At 52.5% G+C, this 22,848-nt stretch carries 16 protein-coding genes and 1 pseudogene; 7 read left to right on the top strand and 10 right to left on the bottom strand.

Annotated features, from left to right (window positions below; genetic code table 11):
* Nucleotides 1-345: 345 nt before the first annotated feature.
* Together F1593_RS21615 and F1593_RS21610 are read left to right on the top strand one after the other, a co-directional pair.
* Nucleotides 346-2,208: a tetratricopeptide repeat protein gene (locus F1593_RS21615; RefSeq protein WP_149403641.1), complete on the top strand. Its 1,863-nt coding sequence runs from the start codon at nt 346-348 to the stop codon at nt 2,206-2,208.
* 76 nt (nt 2,209-2,284) lie between these two features.
* Nucleotides 2,285-2,800 (top strand): M67 family metallopeptidase, encoded by a 516-nt coding sequence (locus F1593_RS21610; RefSeq protein ID WP_149403640.1) that lies wholly within the window; start codon nt 2,285-2,287, stop codon nt 2,798-2,800.
* Between the two features lie 107 nt (nt 2,801-2,907).
* Here F1593_RS21610 and F1593_RS21605 read toward each other — a convergent pair whose 3' ends face one another.
* Entirely contained in the window at nt 2,908-5,241 is a 2,334-nt protein-coding gene (locus F1593_RS21605; RefSeq protein WP_149403639.1) for a protein kinase domain-containing protein, read from the bottom strand.
* Nucleotides 5,242-5,608: 367 nt separating this feature from the next.
* On the opposite strand from F1593_RS21605, the gene F1593_RS21600 reads away from it, so the two are divergent.
* From F1593_RS21600 to F1593_RS21590, 3 genes are all read left to right on the top strand, one after another.
* Nucleotides 5,609-6,883 (top strand): zinc ribbon domain-containing protein, encoded by a 1,275-nt coding sequence (locus tag F1593_RS21600; protein WP_149403638.1) that lies wholly within the window; start codon nt 5,609-5,611, stop codon nt 6,881-6,883.
* 66 nt (nt 6,884-6,949) lie between these two features.
* Nucleotides 6,950-8,440: a spermidine synthase gene (locus tag F1593_RS21595; protein ID WP_149403637.1), complete on the top strand. Its 1,491-nt coding sequence runs from the start codon at nt 6,950-6,952 to the stop codon at nt 8,438-8,440.
* A gap of 433 nt (nt 8,441-8,873) precedes the next feature.
* Nucleotides 8,874-10,202, top strand: coding sequence for an adenylosuccinate synthase (locus F1593_RS21590; protein WP_149403636.1), 1,329 nt, complete (start codon nt 8,874-8,876; stop codon nt 10,200-10,202).
* 326 nt (nt 10,203-10,528) lie between these two features.
* Here F1593_RS21590 and F1593_RS21585 read toward each other — a convergent pair whose 3' ends face one another.
* The 5 genes from F1593_RS21585 to F1593_RS21565 form a co-directional block, all read right to left on the bottom strand.
* Entirely contained in the window at nt 10,529-10,906 is a 378-nt protein-coding gene (locus F1593_RS21585) for a response regulator (RefSeq protein WP_149403651.1), read from the bottom strand.
* 185 nt (nt 10,907-11,091) lie between these two features.
* Nucleotides 11,092-13,194, bottom strand: coding sequence for a PAS domain S-box protein (locus F1593_RS21580; protein ID WP_172632332.1), 2,103 nt, complete (start codon nt 13,192-13,194; stop codon nt 11,092-11,094).
* A 355-nt stretch (nt 13,195-13,549) separates the two neighbouring features.
* Nucleotides 13,550-14,737 carry an alpha/beta hydrolase family protein gene (locus F1593_RS21575; RefSeq protein ID WP_149403634.1) on the bottom strand — a complete coding sequence of 396 codons (1,188 nt, stop codon included), beginning with the start codon at nt 14,735-14,737 and terminating at the stop codon, nt 13,550-13,552.
* A complete protein-coding gene (locus tag F1593_RS29085) occupies nt 14,637-14,948 on the bottom strand; it encodes a hypothetical protein (protein WP_149403633.1) in 312 nt (103 codons plus the stop codon). The genes F1593_RS21575 and F1593_RS29085 overlap by 101 nt, the downstream gene beginning before the upstream one ends.
* The gene (locus F1593_RS21565; protein ID WP_149403632.1) at nt 14,945-15,259 is read right to left on the bottom strand and encodes a PadR family transcriptional regulator; all 315 of its coding nucleotides are present in this window, start codon (nt 15,257-15,259) and stop codon (nt 14,945-14,947) included. The genes F1593_RS29085 and F1593_RS21565 overlap by 4 nt, the downstream gene beginning before the upstream one ends.
* 677 nt (nt 15,260-15,936) lie before the next feature.
* On the opposite strand from F1593_RS21565, the pseudogene F1593_RS30160 reads away from it, so the two are divergent.
* Nucleotides 15,937-17,072 (top strand): annotated as a pseudogene (locus tag F1593_RS30160) (Tn3 family transposase); the annotation flags it as partial.
* Here the strand turns inward: F1593_RS30160 and F1593_RS21545 are convergent.
* The gene (locus F1593_RS21545; RefSeq protein WP_149403628.1) at nt 17,045-17,584 is read right to left on the bottom strand and encodes a hypothetical protein; all 540 of its coding nucleotides are present in this window, start codon (nt 17,582-17,584) and stop codon (nt 17,045-17,047) included. The pseudogene F1593_RS30160 and the gene F1593_RS21545 sit on opposite strands and share 28 nt — an antisense overlap.
* Here F1593_RS21545 and F1593_RS29950 point away from each other — a divergent pair.
* Nucleotides 17,518-17,757, top strand: coding sequence for a Tn3 family transposase (locus F1593_RS29950; protein WP_172632330.1), 240 nt, complete (start codon nt 17,518-17,520; stop codon nt 17,755-17,757). The genes F1593_RS21545 and F1593_RS29950 overlap by 67 nt on opposite strands.
* Nucleotides 17,758-18,026: 269 nt before the next feature.
* On the opposite strand, the gene rsmG is transcribed toward F1593_RS29950, so the two are convergent.
* From rsmG to F1593_RS21525, 3 genes are read right to left on the bottom strand one after another with little or no spacing between them, the layout of a single operon-like run.
* Entirely contained in the window at nt 18,027-18,752 is a 726-nt protein-coding gene (rsmG, locus tag F1593_RS21535; RefSeq protein ID WP_149403627.1) for a 16S rRNA (guanine(527)-N(7))-methyltransferase RsmG, read from the bottom strand.
* A gap of 1 nt (nt 18,753) precedes the next feature.
* Nucleotides 18,754-20,952, bottom strand: coding sequence for a vWA domain-containing protein (locus F1593_RS21530; protein WP_149403626.1), 2,199 nt, complete (start codon nt 20,950-20,952; stop codon nt 18,754-18,756).
* A gap of 17 nt (nt 20,953-20,969) precedes the next feature.
* Nucleotides 20,970-22,373 (bottom strand): sigma 54-interacting transcriptional regulator, encoded by a 1,404-nt coding sequence (locus F1593_RS21525; protein WP_149403625.1) that lies wholly within the window; start codon nt 22,371-22,373, stop codon nt 20,970-20,972.
* Nucleotides 22,374-22,848: the final 475 nt, after the last annotated feature.

Genomic DNA, 22,848 nt, shown 5'->3' with positions numbered 1-22,848 from the left:
TAGACCGAACCGCGTTCAATTTCGTACAGAAAGAATACAGGGTGTGGTCATCAACACACCGGGGCAGCGTTTCACTGGCCTCGAAAAATCAATCATAACTGTAACCCTGCTACTACTATAACTATGCAGTATTGCAATCAAGAGACACGCGTTTATTTCGCCTACCGCCAATCAAGGATTGATCGATACAGCAGGGCTTTTCCCTTTATATGTAAGGGGTAGGTAGAGAGGAATTGAAGGTGGCACAAAAGGGAACGGTAAAGCTTTGATCGACACGGTCATCCGTTATACTAGAGGCAGATAAGATAAGGTATATACCACTGCATCAAAACTGGAAGGAACAACATGTATTCTGGAGAGTTGACAAAAGTGCCAGCACAGAAAGAGTCACCCAGGCATCTTGGCCTGATTGTAGGGGTGAATGACTATCAGGATAGCACCTTTCGTCCCCTGCACTATGCCGAGAATGATGCGCGGGCGCTTGCTCAATGGTTGGTCAATAACCAGGGGGGCAAATGGTCGCCCCCGGATGTGCAGCTCGTACAGGGACAACATGCCACCCGAGAACTGATAGAATCGCTGATCACACAAATATGTATCACTAAAGCGGGGGCAGGAGACTCGATTCTGCTCTATTTCGCAGGTCATGCCTTTGTTGACGAGCGCTCGGGTGAAGGGTATCTTGCATTTTCCAACTCACGTTATCAAGATCCCACAACCTGTTTGAGCTTACTTTCTTTTGCGCAGCACATCCTGACACGAAGTCATGCGTCACAGATCTTATGTATATTTGACTGTTTCCAGACTGGCCCAATCTGGTCCATGCGTCGGACCTCCCCTTTTGATTCCAAGCCCTTGCTGGGTACGTCAATCCACACGCTTCTGCAAACACAATCCAATCGACTATGTCTCTGTTCCTGCCGTGGCAATGAGCTAGCAGCAGAGAGTGGTGAGCACGGCATCGGACAACTGGTCCATAGTATGGTGCTGGGATTGTGTGGGCCCGCGCTGGATCAGACAACGGGCAGTGTGACGCTGGCGAAGCTACATGCCTATCTCTTTGGTGTCCTGCCGGAGCAGCAGCGTCCACAGCTCTTTGGACAGCAGCAGACGCCATTTGTGATTGTGGGGGATCTGCCCAATGGCGATGAGATGCCGCTACCGCCCCTTTCACCCAATTTGTCGCCAGCCGGCATCGCAGGCAATGCTGGTCAGCAAACGAGCGGGCTGCTGAAACGCAATATGACCTATGGAGCGGCAGCGACCGCGGCGACCGTGACACCACCCCAACAATCGCCTTCACCCACTGCATCGGGCCAGTATCTGGCCTCCGCCTTTGAGCAGCAGCGGCAGCAGCAAAGCCAGCAGATGCTTGAACGAGCACAGCAGTTGATGCTAGAGCAGAACTATGGAGAAGCCTTCAACCTTGTCGAGCAGGTGTTACAGGCCGCCCCCAATGATCTACCCGCCTTAATCCTCAAAGGACAACTGCTAGGGACAGGGGGACGCTATCGCGAAGCACAAAGCACGGTTGAGCATATCTTGCAGCTTGATCCAGATAACGCCATGGGTTGGAGCATGCGCGCCGTTGTCCTGAGCAATCTGGGACAACACCAGACCGCGCTGGAGGCGGTGGAACGCTCACTGGAACTGGACCCCCAGAATCCTGAGACGTATGCGATCAAGAACAATATTATGGGAAGTCTGGCCCTGACACAAAGCGGCATTCGCAGACTGAATGGCGGGCAGATGGAGTCAGCGGCACAACAGAAAACAGAACCTCGTTCCAGTTTTGGCAAGACCGTTGGAAGCAGTCTTGGTCTGAGCCTGCTGGGCCTCGTGTTAGAAATCGTGGGAGTTGTCCTGCTTGCAGCCGTGGTCAGCTTTCCCTACGCAGGACTGCTCGTCTCAAGTATCGGCATGGGCATTGCCTGTGTGAGCGCGGCACGCGGAGCCTATCGACACGGCTTTGGAACCGTACTGTCGGTGGCGATTGTCTCAATCCTCGTCGCCATCGTGCTTGGTGGGAGCTATGTCGCCGGACATGCCAGGATCTATGCGCAAATCAGTCAGCATCCAACGCTCTTACAGCCGATCCTCCTGCTGGTGGTATGGCTGGCCGCCACCATCGTCATTCCTTTGATCCTGACCCTGGGTGGCTTCCTGAGCGGCATACCAGCCCGCTCACGACGCAAAAGTAACGCGTAATCCGTAATTCGTACCCCCGCCGCACTGCAATGGCGGGGGCACAAAATCCCCATTGAATTGATATGAGGGATGCTCTATGAAACAGTTTTCTGATGCTCGTCCGCGTCTGGTTCTGGGAAAAAGAGCGCAACAGGCTCTGTTTACGGATATCTCACAGCGTGCACAGATCGAGGCATGCGGCATTCTGCTGGGTGCGATGGATGCCGACGGCAACTGGTGGATTGAAGAGGCACGCGCTTTGACCAATACAGCGGATTCGCCAGTCTATTTTGAGTTTGATCCGGCGGAGTTACTGGAGGCCGAACTGGCCTATCCAGGACAAATCATGGGGGTCTATCATAGCCATCCCACTGGCTTTCCACGAGCGAGCAATACAGATCGCGCGAATATGCAGCGTGTCAACCAGCAAGAGGGCATCGCCTGGGCCTGGCTGATTATTAGCGGTCCCTTCGATGCCGACTTTCAAAAACGCGCCCATGGCACCATCGCCACCGCCCCTCTGATCGCCTACTTTCATCCCGACAATCACGACCTGCAACGCATCCCACTCATTCTCTCTGAAGATGATGCCCCTCTGCCTCCCACAAAATAGCCAGAGCAGAAAAAGAGACAGGCGTGTAACCGGCTGTCTCTTTTTCTGCTCTGTTGTAGAAAACGTATGCCCGAAGATCGCACAGACTCACGAAGTCAGTGGCACGTTCAAGCACGATAAATAGTCATCATGCAGACGGTCGTTCCGATAGCACCAAAATCCACGGTCATCACAGCAACACCGCCCGTGGAATATGAGCTATCGGTAAGTTGATTCAAGAGTTGCCCATTGGCCCAGATGGTGATTTGACTCCCATTCGCGACAATAGTGACATGGTTCCACACATTTTGCCCCGTTTTGATGCTGGCACTTTTGGTGTTATTGATCAACTGTCCGGTCGGGGAAGCCAGATCATAATATCCATCGGTCCCAATACGCAGACGATAGCCCGTAGCTCCTCCGTTTGGACTCCGGAAAATGATGCCTCCCCCATTCCCCTGGTTCTTAATATCTGCTTCAATGCGGATATTACTGCCTGTGAAACCGTTAATATAATTGACGGAATAGCTATTGGCAGTAGAGTCATAGGCGGTTAACTGCCCCGAAAAGAGAGGGGGAACTGGCGTCGGGGTTGGCTTCGGCTTCGACGCTGGCGCTGGCGCTGGCGCTGGCGCTGGAGGAGGCGAGGTTGGTGTGGGTGCGAGCACTACTTGTGTAGGCACTACGATAACAGGGGATTTGGTGGGATGGGCCTTTGGTCGAGGTTTTGGCCGGGACCGGGGCCGGGCCGTTGGCTTCACAATCACAGTAGCGGTGGGAGGGGCAGTAAGCGGTACCAACGTCAGTGATGTGGGTGTGGGTGTCGGGGTGGGCGTAACACGCACCAGAGGGGCATGCTCAGAAAAAGTGACGCCTGGATTATAGGCATTGAGAAAGAGAGAGACAGAGAGACAGCCTGCGGCGATAAGGACAGGGATCGACCAGTGCCTTGTATGGCTTTCCTTTGTCTGATCATCATACTGCCAGAATGATGGGATGGGCAACTGAAACCGTTTGGATGACGGCAGTCTGGTTAATGTTGGCGCGGACCCGACAGCTGAAGCCGTTCTGGCGCTCAAGGACGCACTGGCAGCTGAAGCCGTTCTGGCGCTCAAGGACGCACTGGCAGTTGAAGCCGTTCTGGCGCTCAAGGACGCACTGGCAGTTGAAGATGGCATGAGGGCGGGCGATAGCTTTGTTGTCGGGATGTCAGCTTCTTCTCTTGCCATTGAAGCGTTCATCGAGGATAGGCTTTGTGTCCCGATAGCCAGGAAACTGGCGAGCAACTCGTCAGAAACATCGTGCTCTGCGAATGAGTCATGGGTCTCCACCACTGGCGCTCTTTCCAGCTTACTGGTAGCAGTTTCAACATTGAGCTCAGGATCGGATTTATCCGCTGCAAGCAGGGAGCGTTTAAATTCGTCAGAGAGTGCCTCCAGGTCACGCTGCAAGTCCGATCCGCTCTCTGTATCTGTTCCAGTATCTTCCTCCTCTGACAAAGCAGATGAGGAGGATAGCATGCTCTGTCTCCGTTTTGTACGCGGAACGGGAAAAGTAGGAATGGAAGCAGTGGATGAAGTAGAGGATTTAGAAATGGCTGCGGTAGGTGTCTCAAGCTGCGCTGCTAACGACTCGATATCAGCCAGCAGGGTTGCGATATCAGGATAGCGATCAGCAGGATCTTTCGCTAAACCCTTCAGGAGAATCTCATTGAGCCCTGGTGGCAGTTCCATCCCCAGAGCGTCGAGAGGCTGGGGAGATCCCTGTAGCACAGCTTCTGCGAATGAGAGGGTCACCGTCTCCTTGATGGGAGGCTGAGCAGTTATCATTTCATAGGCCATGCAGCAAAGAGCATATTGATCGCTGAAGTGACTGATCGACGGCTCATCTTCCTCATCACTTCTCCCTTTTTTATCCACACTGGCGGTCGCCCGAAACTGTTCTGGCGCCTGATAATACCAGTCAGGAGAGGATGAAGGAAGTGGCTGATCCTCAAAATGATAGATATCCCCCAGCATGGCTTGCTTATGCTCATCAAAGAACACGTGCTCCGGGGCCAGATGCCCATGAGTGATATCATGCGCATGGAGATAAATCAGGGCCTGCCCGATCTGCGTGATTATCTCGAGCGAACGAGCAAGCGTGAGGGATGGCACGGTTGCATGTATCAGCAGATCGCGCAATGAGCCACCCGTCAAATAAGGGCTGACAACAAAGGCACGCCTTGTTTCAATGCCTGCATCCACGATGGGAACAAGCAATGAATGTTCCAGAGCACGAGTTTTTCCTATTTCCTGGAGAAACTTTTCCCTCTGCGCCGGACCAGAGAGTACGGGCTTATCAAACACCTGCAAGACAAATCTTTTTTCAGGTGTCTCAGTAGGATTGACCAGATACTTCGAGCTGGCTTCATGCTGCCCAAGCATTTTAATAATGGTATAAATGCGAAAATTCGTTTCCATTTCTTGTATCCTAAGAAAAAAGAGGTGAGTAATAAGAATTTTTTAAAAGTGAGAACGATGAACAAACAATCTTTCTATTTCCTGTATCCTTACAGATAGAGGAGAATCCAAGCTTAGTATAGCATATAGTAAGGCGGTTCCGTGGATAGAAGCGCAAGAGAATAGCAAGATCAGATAGCGAAGCAAGCAGAATATGAGATAAGCCGAAGTGAGTTCATTGTTCGACTGCTTTGGATACCCATCTCGAAACAGTTGCTGGCTGAGGGGATAACCGGGCTATTGTACTAGTCACACCTGAACAAATAGACTATAATGATGAGCGCTGAGGTGATTCCTTGAGAAGCGTCATATACAGGAGCGAGCTGAGATGAGATGTCCAAAGTGCGGGAAAACAATAGCAGCGGGGATGATGTTTTGTGGATATTGCGGCAGTGCCGCTACTCCCCCAACCACTGAAGAGCAACTGTCTTTTCCGCCCACGCCAAATATGCCAGCCTATTATGCAACAGGGACATTCAATCCTGATCCTCATCCTACACCACCACCGACGGCTGATCAATCCTACCTATCGCAGAGCGCACTAACGCAGCCACGGCTGTTCGCACAGTCGGGACAGTTCACGCCCAGGCCAACCGGGACCATTTCAGCCGCACAGCCGGAACAGCCCTCACTGCTCACCGCAGCATCATCTGAGCAAAGTGACTTTCATCAAAGTGACTTTCATCAAGGAGAGACTGAGGCGATCATGATGCCAGCCTCGTCCCCACAGATGGGATATGCCGGTGCATATGGGCATACTCCAAACGCGCCAGCGGCAAATCTGCCCTACCCGCTCACGCCCTATCCCAATCAACATAATTATGGCATAGCGTCACAGCCACAGCTTCCCTATTATCCTGCCGGACAGCAGCAACGTCGTGTGCCACAAAGTTCAACGATCCTGATCCTCTGTATTTGTCTGCTAGTAGTCGCAATCAGCACAATAAGTATCCTGGCCTTCACCATGTCCCATGGCAGTAGTCCCGAAAAAACGCACACAGGCCCAACAGGGAGCGCAACCCCACACACTCAGCCAACGGTCGCACCAACAGCCATACCATCCCCTACCGCGCTCTCACCGACTCCCACTGCCATTCCCACTCCTGTACCGGATGCAGGCTTTGTCTATTGTGGTGTGGAATGCGCACCCAGCGGCTTTATGGACGAATATCCGCAGGGCTGGCAGTTGAGTGTGCCAGCGGGCGTGGTCGGGATGCAATTTGTCAATCCTCAACAACCAGTACAAACGGTTCTCTTCAAAAGTGCGGATAATCCCACTGGCGCGAGTGCCACGGCACTGCTGGCAAACGAACTGCAAGCCAGCTATGCCAGTAAACCAGGCTTTCAGGCTCCCAATCCTCCCACAGGTCAGGCAGTCACCATCGGAGGGGAAACCTGGACTGCCGTGGGCATACTCTATCAGGGAGACAATCAGCAGGCGGTGCAAGTCACTGTCTGTACCACCGTTCATCAAGGCAAATTATTCATTCTGGAATTCCAGGCCTCACAAGATCAATTTGCACAAGTAAGTACAGCGTACTACAATATAATGATTGGGAAGTTCCAATTCACAAATTCAAATACAAATCCCGCAGTGGGATAAATAGGAACACCATCATCGGAGGAAGCAGTGAAATACTTTCTAAGCGGACTGGTGTTCGTGTGTGGCATGACAAGCTTAGCTCTGGAGATGTGCGCGTCACGTCTCCTGGGGGCCTATTTTGGTACCTCGCTCTATATCTGGGGCATCCTCATTGGCCTGATTCTGCTTTACCTCATGGTGGGTTATTTCCTGGGAGGTCGCATCGCCGACCGCTATCCACGCCTGCAAGTACTGTGTGGCGTGACCACGGCGGCGGCGCTTTCCCTCATCATCATCCCATTTGTCTGTCGAAGCATTCTCAGCGGCGCTGTCACAGGACTCGAACAGGTTTCAGTCGTTCTTTTTCTCGGTGCATTGATCGGCATTATGCTGCTCTTTGGCATTCCAGTTATTTTACTCGGGCTCGTCTCGCCCTTCGCGATCCGTTTGCTAACCAACGATGTCAGGCGAAGCGGTCGCACCAGTGGCTCGCTCTACGCCATATCGACCGTAGGCAGCATCCTGGGATCATTCTTACCCGTGCTCTGGCTCATCCCGACCTGGGGTGTGCGGCGCACCATGATCATCTTTGGCGTCATCCTGCTCGCTGTCTCGCTACCCGGCTTTATTCCCCAAAAGCGGCCCGCGCGTGCGCTCCCCCTGGCCCTGGTGATCATACCCATGATCTTTGTCCTGGTGGTAGACCTGGGACCGCTCAAGAGTATTCCCGATATGATCTATGCCAAAGAATCGCTCTATAACTATATTCAGGTCGCGCAGACCCCGGACGGCACACGCCAGTTGATCCTCAATGAAGGCGAAGCCATCCATTCGGTGTATAATCCTGATAGCACAAATATCTTAACTGGCTGGTATTGGGACTATTTCCTGTCCGCTCCCTATTTCAACCAAGGATTTCAACCATCGCAACTCAAGCGCGTCGGCATCATTGGTCTGGCCGGTGGCACCGCAGCCCGTCAATTCACACAGGTTTATAATCATGTCCAGATTGATGGCGCAGAGATTGATCCCGCGATTGTTGAGGCCGGAAAAAAATATTTTGCTATGAACGAGCCCAATCTACACATCTACCCGCAGGATGGGCGCACCTTTCTGGCAGCCAGCAAGCATAGCTATGATGTCATAGCTATCGATGCTTATCAGCAACCCTATATTCCCTTTCAATTTACAACCGAAGAATTCTTAAAGCAGGTCAAAAGTCATCTCTCGTCCACAGGAGTCGTCGCCATCAACACTGGACATACGGCCAACGACTATCGGCTGGTGCAAGCTTTCGTCAACACGCTCAAGCAGGTCTTTCCGAGCGTCTACACCTTTGATGTACCCAATACCATTAATACAGAAATCATGGCAACCGTACAACCGACTTCGCTCGACACATTCCGCGCCAACTTATCCCAGCGCTCATCCGACAGCACCCTGGGGCAGGTTGCCAACGAAGTGCTCCCGGTCGCCAGAGAAGCCCATCCTGATGGAGGGCTCATCTTCACCGACAACAAAGCACCCATCGAGCAAATCACCGACCAATTACTGCTAGACTATATACTTCATCCCTGACAGTAGAGAACAGGATGGAGAGCTTCTGTAGTACCCACCCTTTACGGGCAATACTGTAGCACCCACCCTTTACGGGCAATACCGCTTAAATAAAAGGAATGATAAACAAAAATGGTGAGGAATTCGTACCTCAATAATGGTGCCCGGGCATGGGATAGAGCGTCGGGGAGCGATGTAGGTGCGTGCCGAGGTCGCAACCGAGGTGCGCTTTCCTCGTCTCGTATGAGAAGCTCTCCCGGAGGTTCTGATCCCATCATGCCAGCGCGTTGGGGCGTGATTGTCGCACGTGAAGGGTGGCTGCTACAGAGGGTCTGCAAACAAGAGAAGATCAGGCCTATTGACAACAGCCAGCAAAAATTGTTGTAATGAGAGAGAAGGGTTCTCCATCAGGCATGGGCAGATGAACCAGGAAATCTGAGAGGAAAAAACAATTATGGCGGTAGTATCAGTTATTGGTGCACAGTGGGGAGACGAAGGAAAAGGTAAAATCGTAGACGAACTCTCAATGCGCGCGGACTATGTTGTACGCTATCAGGGCGGCAACAACGCGGGACATCGAGTTGTCCACGAAAAAGGCGAATTTTCCTTTCATCTTGTCCCTTCAGGCATCCTATTCCCAAATACCATTTGTATCATTGGCAATGGAGTCGTTGTTGATCCCAAAGGCCTGCTGGAAGAATTAGAACTATTACAGAAGCAAGGGGTCGACACCTCGCGACTTTACATCAGTGATCGCGCCCATGTTGTGATGCCCTATCATATTGTGCTGGATCAGCTTGAGGAGGAGTCACGTCTGGGGGAGAAACTCGAAGGAACCCCACGTGGCATCTCACCCGCGTATGTAGACAAGCATGCCCGCAGCGGTATCCGCATGGCGGAATTGCTGGATGTGGATGCGTTCCGCGCCAAGCTATCGATTGTGCTCCAACAAAAGAATCGTATGATCACCCAGATTTATGGACATCCCGCATTGTCACTGGAAGAAATTCATGGCGAATATTTTAAATACGGTCAACAGTTGCATTCCCATATTGTCGATACACAGAAGATGCTGCATAATGGCCTGTTTGAGCACAAAACGATCCTGCTAGAAGGTGCCCAGGGAGCCCTGCTCGACATCGACTTCGGTACGTATCCCTACGTCACTTCATCCTCGACCGTCTCTGCTAACGCCGCCGTCGGGGCTGGCCTGCCCGCCCGCAGCATTGATCGTGTCGTGGGTATCTATAAAGCCTACACTACCCGTGTCGGCAGTGGACCCATGACGACCGAAATCTTTGATCATACCCGCGACATCCTGCGTGAGCGCGGACACGAAAATCCCTCTACGAATGGACGTGAACGGCGTTGCGGCTGGTTTGATGGTGTAGCCGGACACTTTATCGCCCAGATCAACGGCTTTGACGCTGCCGTCATCACCAAACTCGACGTACTGGACACACTACCCAGCATCAAAATCTGTACCGCCTACAATCTGCGCGGACAAATCATTCACAGCATGCCAGCCATTCCTAATGATCTCGCCGCCTGTGAACCCATCTACGAAGAGGTGGAAGGCTGGCAATGCGACACCAGCGACATCACCGCCTATGAGGACCTGCCGCCAGCTGCCAAAAACTATCTCAAGCGTCTCGAAGAAGTTATCGAGACCCCGATTGTCATGGTCTCAGTCAGCCCGCAACGCGGCAAAACCATCCAGATTCAGGATCTGCTGGCCGAACCAACCCACGACCCGCACTATCCACGCAACGCCATGCGCTAACCATCCGATAGGAAATTTCCCGACCTAAGGGATCGGGCTCCCCGGGCAACGTAGGCCCGATCCCTTAGGTCGGGCACCCTTGCTCGTACGCTCAATCTCCCTTCTCCACTCCCAGCGGATCTTGCTGCTGACCTGCTGGCAGGCGCATGCGCGCCTGCGCCCTTTTTATTATGTGATGTCGAAAAGGTTCTTCGAACCTTTTCGACATCACATAATAAAAATCTCACCGCAGGTGCGAAAACTCATGCACAGAGATCGTGGTGAGCATGGGAAACAAACACTTTGTTAAAAACGCTGGCAGGAAGGAAGAGCATTCAGAGTGTGCCTTAAAAAAGATAGGCTTCTATCTTTTTGAGGAGTTCGTCCAGATCAAATGGTTTGGCGAGGAAGTCGTCGGCACCAGCCGCCCGTACAGACGTTTCTACTCCTGGATGGGCGGAAAACATGATGACAGGAATGGGCCGGGTCCCTTCCTGACTCTTTATATATTTAACCAGATCACGCCCGTCATTGCCTGAGAGAAATACGTCGAGCAGAATAAGGTCAGGGAGATTTCTCTTTGGTAATCCTTCTATGTAATCTATCCTGGCAGTGGTTGCAACGCTGTAGCCTTCCATCTCCAGGAGTTCACGTAGAAAGTCGACAATATCAGGATCGTCATCGACTACAAGGATGCTTTTCGGAAGGATTTGTCTGCTCTGCATCACAGTATGCTATGCTTCCTCTCTTTAGTGTTGCGACTTACTCTGTCAAGCTTCATTTGAAACGCCGCCTTCGGCGGCAGAGGAGAGGGAGGGAAATTGGGGGCACAGCCCCCAAACCCCCAGTCAAGGAGCTGCCGCCCCTTGCATCCCTGTTCTGGTCCCTTCAAATGAACTTTGACGAAGCACTACTGCTCGCTGACAGGCATGCTTTCTTCCTGGATGAGGGGCAGGCTCAGATAAAATGTGGCGCCCGCGCCTTTCTGACTCTCAACCCAGAGGTATCCCCGGTGTCGTTTGATAATTTCGTGGGAGATGGCAAGGCCAATGCCCAGTCCTGGATAGGTTTTTTCTTCAGAATCAGAGACCCGATAGAAGCGGTCGAAGATTTTGTGATGGTGTTCTTTATCGATGCCAGGGCCAAAGTCCTGGACGCTGACAATAGCCTGCTTGTCGTCCACGGCGAGGCGCACAATGACGCAATCGGTATCGGGCGAATATTTGATTGCATTGTTCAGCAGATTGATGACGACCTGTCCCAGGCGATCCCGATCGCCAAATACTTCAACGCCGGTCTGGCCGGTCAGTTGAATGTGATGGCTCTGCGTCGTTTCCTGAACACTCTCTACAACTTCTTGCACCATACTATCCAATTCAACACGTTCTTCTCGATAGATAAGCTGACCCGTCTGCATCCTGGAAACATCGAGGAGATCATTAATGAGATTGGTGAGTTTGTCGATTTGCATATCCATCCGGGTAAAGTAATGGAGGACTCTTTCATTTTCCTGGGAAGCCAGCAGTCGCCGCAGCAAACCAAGGAAGCCTTTTAGACTGGTCACGGGCGTCTTGAGTTCATGACTGGCCATGCCAATAAATTCATCTTTGCGCTGTTCCAGAGCTTTGCGCTCACTGATATCCAGCACAAAGCCAATACAGGTCTCGGTATGTTCAATGCGGGTTACCGCTATCAGTACCGGGCGGTCAATGCCTCTTTTCTGCGGCAACATGGTTTCCTGTGGATCTGAATTGCCACCTGTCTGGAGTGCATCAAGAATCATTGGACTCAGGGATGAGGTCACCGCAGAGATCAAGGCATCCTGCTGGTCAGTTCCCGCCTGCCATTCTTCTTGTGTATAGCCTAACAGATCCAGGAACGCTTGATTGGCTTCCAGAATAGTCCCGTGACCATCTGCGACAAAGATACCAATCAGATTAGAGGTAAAGAGTCGTTGCGATTTGTCTTCTAAACGCCGCTGTTCCGTGATATCACGAGCGATGGTCGATGCGCCAGTTATCGTGCCAGTCTCGTCCTTAAGCGGTGAAATGGTGACGGAGACCAGCAACATCGTGCCGTCTTTCCGCACGCGCTTTGTCTCATAGTGATCAACACGCTTCCCCTGGCGAATACGCTCCATGATATGCTGAAATTCTGCATACTGATCCGGCGGGAAGATGCGGGTCACCGATTGGCCGATAATTTCTTCAGCGCGATAGCCATAGATGCGCTCGGCGGCATAATTCCAACTGGTGATAATCCCATCCAGGTCCTTACTGAGGATAGCATCATCGGTTGACTCGACAATCGCAGCCAGGACACGCAGGCGCTCCTCGGCAGCTTTGCGTTCCGCAATCTCAATTTCTAATGACTGAGCCTTCTGCTGCAGGAGCGAAAAGGCACGGACACGCTCCTCCTGCGAGAGGTGGTTATAGCTTTCAGAAGGAAGAATTTGAGAATGCTGCTGACAAATCTGCATGAACTGCTTCTCATACGCATTTCCACTGAAGCTTTGCATTGGATAGGCACAGAAGAGCAAGAAAGGAAGCGTCTCGCTCAGGTCATTCCAGAGATCCTCCAGGCGGAGCGCGGCACGCTGGTTTCCCTCCATCCACAAGAGCGCGACCATCTCACCAAAGATGTGTACACGGCGCTGACCCTGGGCGGCATTCTGGATGATTTGTCCTATGACCTCACTGAAGCGTACCGGATCTGGTTCTCCATCGACCATAAAACGTGCGAGGGTCGTGGCAGCATCAAGAGAGATGTAGGAGCCAATCGTCTGTAGGGTTGTCACATCCAGCCCTTCTGCCTGTAAGTATTGCCCAAGACTTTCTCGATGAGACGGCGTGGCAACAACAATACAGGCCTCTCCTGCACGCAAGCCGGTGCTGATAAATGTGCTTACCGCACCGATGAGGGTGGCGTCATTCTCACTGAAATGGACAATATGCGCATGTGTATGCATTTCACCTCCCTGCTCATGGCGTTTCGTGCTCGATGTAAGGGTCATGTGCATTCCTTTAACACTGCTGAAATTTGTGCTTTTAAAAACAAGTATACGCCCATTGTCTGCGTATTGTCTAGCCTATAAACCTGCCTTTCGTCTCTCTTTCTCAATGCATCTGAAACATTCTCTCTTATTTGCGGATTGGGGCTTGCTCGGTGTCCTGCTCTGCATCAGAAGACGCCTATAGGATTCTGCACGTTCTTGAGTGCAGAAAAGAGCGCACTCAGGCAAAGGCATCAGTCAGGAAACGCTCAGACCTGAACGGGCCAAACAAGCCGATCAAGACATTTTTCTCTGACCTCTGCTGGCAGAGGTCAGAGAAAAAGCATGCGTACCTTGTCCTCTTCTCCAAAAATCTCTACGGTCCCCCAAATTGCACCTCCGGGTAAGCACTCGTTGAACCTTGCAGCAACGGAGAAGGAGCGTTGTTCAGATACGTATCAAAGAAGGCGCGCACATAGGCGCGGGTGATCTGCAATCCACGGGTCCCATCGATAGAGCCGAGCTGCCCAAAGGCACGCAGGAACGAGAAATAGACGGCGTAATCGGAAAAATTGAAGTGCTCCGTCCCTTTGACGCTTATCTCATACCTCATGCCTGGCGGTACGGTACGCAAGATTGCCTGAATCCCGTGCCGGAATGCGAGACAGTCAGAATCGGAGCAGGCACCCCTGTTGTGCTGAATGACCATGAATGGCTTATTGAGGCCTGTTTGCACTACGTTGCCGAACAGATCTCCATCGATGTCAATGCCCACCTTGCAGCGTGCATCCAGATGGCAAACCTGGGCTGCGGTCGCGCCTCCAAAGGAATGTCCGAAAACGCCGAGTCTGGTAAGATCAAGGTGGCCGTTCAACAGGTTGCCAGGTGTTGTGTTCAATTTGCTGAGTTGATCCATGACAAAGAGCACGTCCTTCGCCCAAACTGACACCAGTTGATTCCCCGCTATCTGGAGATTTGCTGCGTGATCGAGGTTGCCTGTCGAGCTTGAAGCAGCAACACGTCCACTGGGAAAAACGACTGTGTCAGAACTATAGGTCGGCGTGATGGCGAAGATCACGTAGCCGTGGCTGGCGAGATCTTCGAGGAGCGCGGTGTATTGGGTTGGGATCTTCCCCATCCCAGGCTCGAAGATGAGCACGGGATACTGTGCCGCGCTTGGAGCAAGCGGAGCGCGATCAATACTGTGCGTCTCAATCGTATCGCTGCTCTGTACGAGCTGATTATCGCTCGCCTGTGCCCACTCCGACGGTAGGTAGGGGGCAGGGTGCGCGCCCTGTACCCGTGCAGCAGGATACCACGACCAGACCACCAGCTCCCGTTGTATTCCCGCGTGCGGTGCGAGAGAATCCTTCCGTGACGGGTCGGTCCAATCGTACTCCACCCGCCCAACGGCAGAAGGGCCAGTCGGCGCAGGCAGCATGACTGTTCGATGGCGCTGAACCTCAAGCGTAATAACACTGGCAGCGATGACGACCACGAAGGTGAGCAGCAAGATCAAGATAATTCTGATCAATCTCTTCAAATGTGGATGTGACGAAAGCATACAACTCTCCTGAACATGTTCGTGATAGTTTTTCAGATAGGGGGCTTACTCCAAGGTAGGGGTGGAGATAAGCATCGAACGCGCCGCGTATAACATCGATGCCCTCGGCTACCGAAAAGGGATGGGCCGCCAGCACAACAAGAAATTCTTCTTCGTAGCGAGTGCGCCAGGCGTCTGGATAAAGGCGCAGCAGGAGTCGGTAGATATTCATAACGCCGCCAACCTTTGCAGGCCCAGTGTCGAAAAGGCCTCCATGCTCGTAAGTTGTTCGCGCAGGAAGGCGATCCCCGTAGCTGTCATGCGGTAAGGGCGGCGTCCACGCTCCTCGGCGGGCAGGGCCTCTATCAAGCCGAACTCCTCCAGTCGCGCGATAGCTCCGTACAAAGTTCCTGTACCTAACCGCACGCGGGCAATCTTCTCAGCATCCTCCATAATGGCATACCCATGCTTGTTGCCACCAGCCAGGCTGGTCAAAATGAGAATGGACGGATCAGAAAACCGTCCTAGATTGGGCATCCCCATACAGGATTCCTCCTCATTGTATAGTACGTTCAACGACATGTCGAAAGGTGACATGTCGTTGAACGTACTATACAAGAAAGCGGATGGATCTGTCAATGACCTCAAGTGCGGAAACGCTGCTTCTTGGGGTCCCGCTACGATCTGTGACACCAGGGGCAGAGTAGCAGGTAATACAGGCTATTTCTCTCTTCGCTTCAAGTTCCGCTTTTTTTCTGGCAAGGAACTTAGACCCATTTTACCTATCAAAAGTATCAGTTATTGTGCTCATTGTTGCTCTTCGTTCTATTCATGAAGAAGCTGCTAGTTCCTACTCTCTCTATTCAAGGAACTAAGCAGGCTCATGAATTAATGGTCGTCTTTGAGGTCGCCAGTGAAAAGCTCTTGCGCGATCTCATCAAAGAGCACAAAACAAACAGCCCCGCGTTTCGTAAGCAGGTGCATGTGATTATGCGTGCGTCCTACAGCCGTCACTATCGGCGTATAGTTCCAGAACTCCTGGATATGCTTGAATTTCACTCCAACAATGAATTGTACCAGCCCGTGATCCGAGCGATTCAGTTGGTTAAGGAATATGTGTGTAGCCCTCGTCAATACTATCCAGATCATGAAATGATCCCTCTCAAAGAGGTGGTTGCACCCAAGTGGAGTGAGTTCGTGGTTGACAAGGATGAGGAAAGAAGAAGCCCATTAGCATCACGCCGCTCCTCGCACAGCCGGAGCCGCGCAACCTTGCCAGTCTCAAACAGGAAGTAGGGACCCGCTGGTCCATGACAAGCTTACGCGATATGCTCAAAGAAACCGCGCTCCTGACAGGCTTTCCTGATGTGTTCACCAGTATCGCGAGTCAAGAGCGTCTTCCGCGTGACGTTCTGCATCGGCGGCTGCTTCTGTGTCTCTATGGCCTGGGAACCAATACTGGCTTCAAGCGGTTGCCCAGCGCCGACCCCGGTACCACGGACTCCGATCTGCGCTATGTGCGTTCTCGCTACATTCACAAAGAGCAGCTGCGCAATGCCATCGCCCATGTCGCCAATGCGATTTTTGAGGTCAGGCGTGCCGACATCTGGGGCGAAGGCACGACAGCGTGTGCCTCCGACTCCAAGAAATTCGGAGCGTGGAACCAGAACCTGCTCACCGAGTGGCATATTCGCTATCGTGGTCCTGGCATTCTGATTTACTGGCACGTCGAAAGAAAGTCCACCTGCATCTATTCCCAGCTCAAAAGTTGCTCCTCCTCCGAGGTAGCGGCGATGATTGAGGGACTGCTGCGCCATTGCACCGATGCTGAGATTGAGAAAAACTATGTTGACACGCACGGGCAAAGTGGATCAAGACCATTTTTCTCTGCCAGTACTTGGAATCGGAGGAGCTGCGGCGAGAAATTCATGAGGGCTTAAATGTCATTGAGAACTGGAATTCCGCCAACTCGTTCATTCACTATGGCAAAGGAGGCGAGTTTGCTTCCAATCGCTTAGATGACCAGGAGATCTCCATGCTCGCGCTGCATCTGCTGCAAATTCCTCTGGTCTATGTCAACACGCTGATGGTGCAAAAAGTGCTCGAAGACGAGACATGGATGAAGCGCCTCACCAAAGAGGATTACCGCGGCTTGACGCCACTGTTCTATGCACACGTTGAACCCTACGGATCACTCAGGCTGGATATGGACAAGCGTCTCGCGCTCGTCGTCAATGAGGCGAAATCCGCAACGATTTTCAGGTTCTGCTGTCATCTCCTGATACCTTGTGCCGGCGGCACCCAATGCCCTTCCACGCAAGAACCCGCTCACCTGCGTGACTTTTTCTGTGCCTGATGGAGGCATTGATGCTTTTTCTTCCGTTGCCAGATCCAGATACCAACAGCTACGGAGAGCAGCAGGATGACAATGACATAGTGCCAGAGTGTTAGCTGGCTGAACAGGCCGAGGGCATGAACAAGGGGTGTCGTTACCAGATGCTGAATCAGCTGGACCTGTGATGGTTGACTTTGGGGCTGCGGCACCGTAAATGCTGTGTTGAAATGAAGGGCGTGCCCATGCTCATAGTGCAACGTGAGCTCTGCGGTATAGGTTTGGCTTGGCTGCAGCGGTGTACGCTGCATGTAGACCGGATACGCAATGCTCGTCTGCGGGAGCAACCCACTCATCGCCAGTGGAATGTTTTGGAGCACGTGCCCGTGATCGTCCAGCACATGGAACGAGCCAAAGGGATGGAGCAGTTGCGTCCCCGTGTTGCTCAGCGCAATGAGCAATCGTTGCTGTGGGCTGTGCGGGTCATAGCTCACGTTCGTCGCTTGTAACCGCTCGATGGGAGCACCAGGCAGCACTCGATCACCTGCGTGCGACTGGCTATCCCGTTCAGGAGAGTGACCTGGAACACCTCTCGCCCATTATTTCGGCTCATATCAACGTGCATGGCTCCCATCACCTCGACTTACAGGCGCCCAAAAAGCGGAAAGGGCAACTGCGCCCTTTGCGGACCACACCTCCATTGTTCTAACGAGGCTGTTGGCAGGCTTAGCGTTGTGGAGATCTTTCACTTTTGGGCTTGTTCAGAGCTTAGCGTTGTAAATTTCTCTGGCGGGCCTAAGAGGCCGAGATGGTCGTACGTGAACGGGAAAGCGCACCTCGGTTGCGACCTCGGCACGCACCTACACTTCCCTTCATCATTCCAGGCATGTGAACCGTATTGGGGCACAGCCCCAGATCCCAGTCAAGGGGCTTGCTGCCCCTTGCATCCCCGCTTTTCAAATGAACGGTAACGCAGTACTAGGGCAGGGGCTTTTTGGTGAGGAGAGCCCAACTGCGTGGATAGAGGGTGGGACTGGGTTTCTCTTGTATCCAGAGCAGGAGGCGGCGTCCGTCGGTGAGGTCGGGGAGGGTGACAGGTTGGTCGGCTTTAAGATGGGTTCCAACCAGTCCTCCTGCACGTCGGCCCCGAGCAATTTCGTCGGCCATGTCGCCTTTTTTGGGCAGGACAAGAGCTCCACCTTTGCGACAGAAGGGCGCGCAGCATTCGAGGAGGGCCGGGAGCGCGGAGACGGCGCGGGCGGTGACCATGTCGAAGTGCCCACGATATTTGGGCTGATGGGCGATGTCTTCGGCTCGTCCATGCAGGACTTCGACGTTTTCGAGCTGCAAGGTGTCGACCATGTGTTGCAGGAAGGTGATCTTTTTGCCGGTGGCTTCAATCAAGGTGACACGCCATTGCGGTCGGACGATCTTCAGGGGGATACCTGGAAAGCCAGCCCCGCTGCCGATGTCCAGGATGCGTACGGGTTCCTGTGTGTCATAGATTTGCAGCAGGGACAACGAGTCGAGGAAGTGTTTGGTTAACACTTCCTCTGGATCTTTAATCGCTGTCAAATTGAAACGCGTATTCCAGTCCAAAAGCTCCTGGCGATAGCGTAAAAAGGCGTTGACGATATGCTCGGAGTCGGCCAGCCCGAGCTGGGCCAATCCGGCCTGGAATACTGTCGAGATTTGATCAGACATACTATGATACTAACTTCTTCTTACTATTCAGGTAATCCACCAGCAGATATTCACCCAGGTTGTCTTTGTCCGCGTAGAAGGTTCGTCCATGATTGATCTGCGCGAGCTGGTTGACAAAGGCGACCATCCAGCGGTCGTCATATAACATAAAGGTATTGATGGTGATGCCTTCACGGGTACAGCGCTGGACTTCCAGCAGCGTTTGCTGCTCGGCAAAAGGACTGGGATAGGAGAATAACCAGCCTTCGTCCTCGTCGTACCAGACGGTCGGGCCGCCATCGGTAATCATGATGATCTGTTTGTTGGTGCCGCGCTGCTTGGCGAGCAATTGACGGGCCAGCATCAGGCCATGGGCCATATTGGTGCCGCGCTCGTTGTCAGCCATGCTGAGTGAGAGCAGTTCGTTTGGCTTGTATTCACGTGCCAGGGCCGAAAAACCCACAACATACAGGTTATCGCGTGGAAACTGTGAGCGGATCAGGCTTTCCAATGCGACTGCGACCTTTTTCGCGGCTTGCTGACAGCCATTATAGATCATACTGAGACTCATATCAATCATCAAAACGGTCGAGGATTGCGTGGTCAGTTCGGTACGATAGACCTCGAAATCTTCTTGCGCCAGCTGGACAGGAGTGCCAGTACCCCGACGATGGATGGCATTCATGACGGTCTTTTCCAGATCGAGCAGGAAGGGATCGCCGAATTGATAGGGCTTGCTCTCGTCGGTACGCTCACCACCGACCCCTCGGAAGGGGCTGACATGGCGACCAAAGCCATCGCGCTTCATCTTATTAAAGATATCTTGCAATGCCTTCTGGCCGATCTTACGCATACCACGCGCGGTCAGTTCCCAGCGGCTGCCCTTCTTCTGGATATAGCCAGCCTCTTCGAGCATCTTCATCAGCTCTTTGAGCTGCTCAACCGATTGGTACTCATCGTCGCCCAGTAGTTCCTTGACCTTCTCGCTATCGATAGCCTCAAGATTTTCCAGGCGGCGGGCATCCTTAAATTGCTCTTCAAGACCCTCCATCTGCTGCATACGACCCATCACGCGCATCGCTTCATTCAGTGGGAGCGGCTCATCGCCGTGGAACTGGAAACGGGTACGCTGTGAAGGAGGATTCAGCTCGCTCATATGCTGGGCCAGCTCCATCATATCCACCCGGATACGATCATCGCCCATCAGCTGCTCCATCAGATCCTGGAGTTCCTGACGTTGATCAGGCGAAAGATTATCCATGATCGCCTGCATAGCGGCTGATTGCTGCTGCATCTGCTCGATCAGATCATCCAATGTATTCACACCCGGAAAATACTGACCATGCTTCTGCATAAACGAATCGAAATCAGGCTCAAGGCCCTGCTCACGCTCGCGCAACATCTTATTGAGATCCCGAATCATCTCGCGTAAATTGGCGATATCCTCGGGACTCATATCCTGTAAGGACTGCTGCATGCCCTGGAAGAATTGCTGCATCATCTGCTGCTGCAAGCCCGCCATCAGCTCATTAAACTTATCGCGGGCCTGATCATCCATGAAATCGTAATCAGACAATCCTTTCAACTGGCCGGGAACATCCTCCGGCAACTGATCCAGGAAATTCTGCTTGCGTTTCGCGATCATCTCCAGCATGCGCTGCTTCTGCTCCGGCGTTAGATCTCCTCCATCAGCATCTTCCTGACCGGACTGACCGGACTGACCAGACTGCTGGCCCTGTGCTCCCTGAGAAGACTGCTGACCTTGCGATCCTTGTGGGGATTGCTGGCCCGGTTGGCCGGTCTGCTCGGACTGATCCTGAGAAGTTTGATCGCCGGTTGGTTGGGATTGTTCAGAAGAGGGCTGGTTATCGGTTTTGCCGTCCAGCCGCTTCTGAATACCCTCGCGCTCCAACTGTTTGATCTCTTCCAATTTTTGCCGCAAGTCATCCATGACACCGGAAGCCATGTTGTAGCGACTGAGTTGTTCCTGGCGTGCAGCCCGCATACGATCCATCATCTCACGCAAGCCCATCGCGCGGCGACCATCTTTACCTTTAACACCATCCTGCATCAAGCGCTTGAGCGCCTGTTGCAGGTTGCCATCCTCCATATAGTCGTCTGCTAAAGCATTGAGAATATCATCCGCATCCACTCCATCGATCTTTTGCGTGCCATCCCAGCGCGTATATCCATAACGATTGCGATTAAAACGGTCGAACATGGTTGCGCTCGCTTCCTTTAGCGTCGATAGCGTATCTTCCCACTTACATGATCTTTATTCAAACGGCGATTCAAGTGCAAGCCTTCGAGGATAAACTCGACAGTCGAGGCGATGGTGGCGGGATTACCACGTCCATTTAATTTATCGATGGCCTTGCTCAGGCCACCTACTTTGGAGAGCTGATTGACATACTCCATGGAGGGCATGTCATCGCCAACCTGGACGTTGAGGCCACGCTCAAATCCTGCCACCAGTTGCTCTAATTCACGGGCCTCGAAATATTGCCCAAAGACACTCAAGACCGCGCCATTGATCAACTTCTGGATCACCCGATCCTCTTTGATATCCCCGACCGCATCCAACTCGATCTTCCCGCTCATCGAGGCAATGATGGCTTCCATGTCGCTGACACGTGGCACCACCTGGCGTTCTTTTAAGCGGATCGCTCGTCGGCTGGCATTACTGATCACGTTCTCATAATTAGAAACACTGACACGCACGCTCACACCGGAACGCTGGCTGATATCATTGCTGCGCCGGGCCAGATGCGTGACCTCCGCCACCACCTCTTTCATGAACTGCGGCACCGAAACATCCAGATCTTCCAACAATAAAGGACTCTTTTCAGACTCCATGATCAGGATCTCGTGCTCAGTCGTGTAAGGATAGTGCGTGCGAATCTCAGAACCAACGCGGTCCTTCAAAGGGGTAATGATGCGACCACGATTGGTATAATCCTCTGGATTGGCGCTGGCAACGACATAGACATCCAATGGCAGGCGAATTTTATAGCCACGGATCTGCACATCGCGCTCTTCCATAATATTGAGCAGACCCACCTGAATACGTTCCGCCAGGTCCGGCAACTCATTAATACAGAAAATACCACGGTTCGTACGCGGGATCATTCCATAGTGGATCGTCAATTCATCCGAGAGATAGCGCCCTTCCGCGACGCGCACCGGATCAACCTCACCCACCAGATCCGAGATCGTGATATCGGGTGTAGCGAGCTTCTCGCCATAACGACGCTCACGCGGTATCCACTCAAGCTCCGTACGATCACCGAATTCAGCGATTTTATCACGGCCCGCTTTACTGATCGGCTGGTACGGATCATCATTAATCTCGCTACCAGCGATAATCGGCACATATTCATCAAGCAAATTGACCAGACTACGTGCGATACGCGTCTTAGCCTGACCACGCTCACCCAGGAAAATGATATCCTGTCCTGAGAGAATCGCGTTCTCAATCTGGGGAATCACCGTATCCTCATAGCCAATAATCCCTGGGAATAGCTCTTCTCCGTCACGAATCTTCTGAATCAGGTTCTTCCGCATTTCTTCTTTCACGGAAAGCACCTTATATCCACTATCACGCAACTCACCAATTGTGCGCGGTCGAGTAGTGATGGTCATTCAGTTTTATGCTACCTTTCTTGGGGGGCTGGCTCGTTTGATGCATGTCTTGGATTGAGGGCAAGTCACCGCTCCGGCATGATCCTACGGGACCAAAAACATGTGGAACCATACTTGATTCTACAGCCTGTACAAAGAAAACGCAAGAGCAAAGCACCAACAAACCTCACGCACATGATATCAAGTATGCCCATCCCGTTTCATACTGCCACATTCTCCGGCTTCTGCCCTGCCCTGCCCTGCCTTGCTCTCACATAAGGATAATCTTTACCTGTCCAGAGTGGTAGGAAGCGAAGCAGTTCGAACCTGTCTATTCAAGGTCGTCGCTACGGCAAGCAGAGTATAAATCATAAGGCATGGTTCAAAGTGAGCGTGAACCAATGTGACAATTGACGAACAAATTGACAAAAAGAATCCCTGAGAGTTAAGGTGAAATTGACAAAAACAACACCGTTCTCAGGGAGGAAACATGATC

The sequence above is a fragment of the Dictyobacter arantiisoli genome (assembly GCF_008326305.1).
GTDB lineage: Bacteria > Chloroflexota > Ktedonobacteria > Ktedonobacterales > Ktedonobacteraceae > Dictyobacter > Dictyobacter arantiisoli.
This window is presented reverse-complemented; position numbering and strand designations above follow the sequence as displayed.